5 protein-coding genes are annotated in these 4,213 nt (G+C 41.5%); 1 reads left to right on the top strand and 4 read right to left on the bottom strand.

Features of this window, described 5'->3' with window-relative positions; all coding sequences use genetic code 11:
* The coding region (locus AAY47_RS19135; protein WP_047771931.1) for a hypothetical protein at positions 1-583 on the top strand (583 nt) is incomplete at its 5' end.
* 139 nt (positions 584-722) lie between these two features.
* Here AAY47_RS19135 and AAY47_RS19130 read toward each other — a convergent pair.
* The 4 genes from AAY47_RS19130 to AAY47_RS23095 all read right to left on the bottom strand — a co-directional run.
* Positions 723-1,967 carry a type II restriction endonuclease gene (locus tag AAY47_RS19130; RefSeq protein ID WP_047771930.1) on the bottom strand — a complete coding sequence of 415 codons (1,245 nt, stop codon included), beginning with the start codon at positions 1,965-1,967 and terminating at the stop codon, positions 723-725.
* The gene (locus tag AAY47_RS19125) at positions 1,960-2,433 is read right to left on the bottom strand and encodes a very short patch repair endonuclease (protein WP_047771929.1); all 474 of its coding nucleotides are present in this window, start codon (positions 2,431-2,433) and stop codon (positions 1,960-1,962) included. The genes AAY47_RS19130 and AAY47_RS19125 overlap by 8 nt, the downstream gene beginning before the upstream one ends.
* Before the next feature lie 9 nt (positions 2,434-2,442).
* Positions 2,443-3,873, bottom strand: coding sequence for a DNA cytosine methyltransferase (locus AAY47_RS19120; RefSeq protein ID WP_047771927.1), 1,431 nt, complete (start codon positions 3,871-3,873; stop codon positions 2,443-2,445).
* Between the two features lie 189 nt (positions 3,874-4,062).
* A partial coding sequence (locus tag AAY47_RS23095; RefSeq protein WP_152669845.1) for a DUF4400 domain-containing protein occupies positions 4,063-4,213 on the bottom strand: 151 nt, incomplete at its 5' end.

Below are 4,213 nucleotides of genomic sequence, written 5' to 3'. Positions count from 1 at the left end.
TATGAACTGGTTACCGTTCTACAATGTCCATGCCGAATTCTGGTATCTCGCCCAGACCCGGACACCGTGCCCACACTGCCAGGAACACACCACCGTCACCGCGTTTATGTTGCCTGCCGGGCATAACATGCTGGAAGCGGATGATGACGATGACGATGACGACGAAACCCACACTGAAGTTGACTACTCAGAGCAGGACAGCCCGGCGTTTCTGTTTTATGTCGCCGACATTCCCACTATGGTGCGTAGCGTGCTGCCCGGTTTTCATCACACGCTGCGCAAAGCGGTCAGCCAACGGCTGCGCAGGCAACACTGGATAAACCATTGCGAACACTGTGACGCACAGCAGGATGATACCGACATGTTTGCGGAAATCGGTGGGGCATTTTTTCCTGATTCGAAAGAGCAAGCGGCGGCTATTCAGCTTCACCGTATTGATCAGCCTTTTGTGGGATATTGTGAAGATATCTCGCATCATCACTATCATTTCGATCCGAAGCTGGATACCCAAGCCTGTAAAGCCTGTGACTGGTTTGAATGGATGACACAGGTGGTGAATGTGCCGTCAAAGTATCTTCAATAGGCTGCAGAATGAGTGACAAAAGAAAATATGACATATAGCACCTTGTGGAATGACAGGTGCGGAGCATGGTGACCACCTGAATGGTCACCTCAGAGAAAAGGTACTTACATAAATGCAGTACAGTGTTCTGTTTGCAAAGTCATTGAGTTAATCTTTGGATTTCCTTGATCTCAGTAATGAACTCCATAATATTCTGTAAATCATTGGCACAGGATGTTGGATAGAATGACTTAACAGATTCAGGCACCACTAACTGTAGCGATTTACTCTTCATTTCTGTCAGCTGTTGTTCACTTATCCCTGGCTGCATCGTTATCAGATGCTTACGTGCCACTCGGTCTCCTTCAGCCAATACTTGTCTCCAGCGATCTTTACATGTCGTTTTTGCGCCAAGCAATCGCAACTTTTCCTGAGGAAAAAATTTATCATGATAAGCAGAAAAACATGGAAAAAGAAAATCGGGTTTAGACTTATTCTCTGTTATATTTTTGGCAGAACCCTGTTGAAATTGCAGATTATGCAATGAGAAAAGATGATCCAGGTGATTTTCAAAGGCAAAACCAGCACGGGATTTTCGCCTGTTCTGAACACTCAATGAGAAATGAATAAATTCATCAACATCATTCCCATTCTCTCCAAATCCCTGCGATAATTTTTTCGCTACCTGATAACGTTCATATGTTTTAAATAATTTTTCTTCCTGTTCCATCCATAGCATCAGTGTATTATCGGGTTCATTTATTGGTTCACCTGAGGCCATTTCCCTTGCCAGTAAAGAAAATTCTTTTGACTTAGGAAAACCAGCCGGAAAATGCCTTAATAATGTTTCCAGTAAATTTTCATTTTTACATTCAGGTTCTTCAAGTTCTATTCCCAGGTCTTCAAATAACATCCTGACCGGAAGGATAAGTGATTTTTCCTCAATCGAAGATCGGGAAAAATGATGACCAATATTACCCAACCCAAATAAAGTATTCAGCTGCAATTCAACTGAAGATCCCGGGGGAGTTATAATAAGCAGCAAATCGCCATTATTACGTTTGATAATTAGAAAAAAATCACCTTCATTCATCAAAGATGAAACAGGATTCGTTTTATAATACATACGATATTCAGCTGATCTGTTTGGCTGGTTATAACGAGTATCGTACCACGTTAATTGATCTTCACAGATGACCGGCTCGCTATCTTCTCCGGCAATATAAGTCAGCGTTGCCTTAAAAAATATTTTTTCCCCTCGTTCGGGAACGGGAAGATATCTTGAAAATCCTGCTTTGACCAATCCACCAATTTCATGTTGATTTGATTTTTTAGGATCAACATCAACAGCCGAAAGATATTTTGCAACTGCGACTTCGAAATGATCAGATAACTGCTCAAACATTTTTATTATGTATCCCTTTAGTATCAATTTCTACAGAATCACTGCCTGCACAAATCCACTCTTCTATTCTTTCAGATAATTCCTGAACGGGTAATCTGAATCTGCCTTTTATAGCACATTCCCAGATAACCATAACGTGCCAGCCATCACTCCTGAGCTTCTCATTAATAGCTTTATCCCGTAATACATTCTTCTCAAATTTGTTCATCCAAAATTCGGTTCTGGTCATCGGGACTTTAAACAGATAGCACTCATGGTGATGCCAGAAACACCCATGAGTGAAAATAATTTTTCGGTATTCATCGATTACAAAATCAGGTTTTCCCGGTAATTCTTTTACCTGTGTCCGAAACTGAAAGCCAGCATCTTCAAGGATCGCTGCCAGCTTTATTTCAATGGCTGTGTCACAATTTCGTATTGCTTTCATATTCTTGCTACGAATTGCAGAAGGGTGAACATCAGCCATAATCAGACCTTATGCCACTTTTTTGCTGTTTTTTAGCGCAATTGCTTTGGCAATATAAGGTGCCAGTAACTGAGCTACAGCAGCAAAAGCAGGAACAATCACAGAGTTGCCAAATTGCCGATAGGCCTGAGTATCCGATACGGGAATGCGAAAAGTTGTGCCACCGGGTGATTCAAATCCCATCAAACGTGCACACTCGCGAGGTGTCAGCCTTCTTGGTCTGTTTTTCTGGTTTTCTTCATTGTCAAAATCCCTCTCTCCAAGCTCCCTGTTCCAACCCCGGTCGATAAGTATTTCAGAGCCATCTTTATGGTAACGGGCGGATAAGGTGCGGGCAACACTATTCGGGTTATCAGGGAAAACCAGACCAAAACCAAAACCATTTCCTTTTGCCTGATGTTTTTTCGCGTAGTTGTATAAATATTTCCATAACGCAGGAGTAAGGATATATTTTTTATCAACATTACTGTCCAGTAATTCTTTAAGAGTCGGTCTTTGTGCAGGAAAAAGTTGATTCATGTTTCTGAGGGTAAATCCCTGGTGAATATTCAGGTCACGCCTGAATCCAACCAGAACAATACGTTCACGATGTTGTGGCAGGAAATTTTGACCATCAATAATCTTTGGATCATCTTTCCCGTTATGTTCAACATCTGCAACTGAATATCCCAATTCATCCAATGCCTGCACAATAACCCGAAAAGTTTTCCCTTTATCATGGCTTTTCAGGTTTTTCACATTTTCCAGCAAGAAAATGGCCGGTTTTTTGGCAGCAATGATCCGGGCTACATCAAAAAACAATGTTCCCTGCGTTTCACATTCAAAACCATGAGCACGGCCTAATGAATTTTTCTTTGATACTCCTGCAAGAGAAAAAGGCTGACAAGGGAAACCTGCCAGTAATACATCATGATTGGGGATTTCACGATCTATATTTTGGTATGCTTCTTGATCACTGACAGAAATATCATGACTCAGAGTTATATCCCTGATATCAGAATTAAAGACATGCTCTTCAGGATCGCAATACCAGTTTGCTTTGTAAGTACGAACGGCATCCTTATTCCATTCGCTGGTGAATACACATTGCCCGCCAATGTCTTCAAATCCTTTTCTGATCCCACCAATGCCAGCAAACAGGTCAATAAAACGAAAAGTGTAATTTGGATGGTGTTCAGGCGGTGATGGCAACAAACTATTGAGCATCTGTACTTCCAGTTCAGTTAATTGCTTTTGCACCATCTTACCATTTAACCAGCGATTAAGTGTTTCACGAGTCCAGTCGCTATGACTAATAGCCCGAAGTGCCTCAGCAACATATTTTTGGTCATAGATTTCAACGAGTTTACTGATTAATACTTTGTCTTCTTCCTTTTTCCGGCATTGTTCTTCTTCGTTTTGTTCAATCAGTTTTTGTGCGATTAACTCTAACTCTTTCATATTAAAAACCATTTATTTAATGGGATATCTTAGTGTAATAATATCACCCAAATAACACAGTATAAAGTTAACCTGACAAAAAAAAGAAGTCTCAGATACGTATAACAATCACTGACGCGCCGCCGTGCGGCTTGTCTGCTGACGATGGAATACAAAACAAAAAACCGTTTTGCATTCCATCGTGCAGCGCTATATATACTTCTTAAACATCGATGACGTGATCACCAGCGCTATACCCAGCACTATTGCCGCCGGCAACAATATCACCGTCGGATACACCACATCCGGCCACGATAAATACAGTACACAGGGGATCGTGCAGGCCGGTTTTATGCCCCGT

Source organism: Xenorhabdus griffiniae (assembly GCF_001028135.1).
Classification (GTDB): Bacteria; Pseudomonadota; Gammaproteobacteria; order Enterobacterales; family Enterobacteriaceae; genus Xenorhabdus; species Xenorhabdus bakwenae.
The sequence above is the reverse complement of the archived record's forward strand: the minus strand, read 5'-3'. Positions and strand labels throughout refer to the sequence as shown.

Bases quoted from the DNA above. Each gene is read 5' to 3' on its own strand.
- AAY47_RS19125 (WP_047771929.1), bottom strand. From the start codon at position 2,433: ATGGCTGATGTTCACCCTTCTGCAATTCGTAGCAAGAATATGAAAGCA.
- AAY47_RS19120 (WP_047771927.1), bottom strand. From the start codon at position 3,873: ATGAAAGAGTTAGAGTTAATCGCACAAAAACTGATTGAACAAAACGAA.
- AAY47_RS19130 (WP_047771930.1), bottom strand. From the start codon at position 1,967: ATGTTTGAGCAGTTATCTGATCATTTCGAAGTCGCAGTTGCAAAATAT.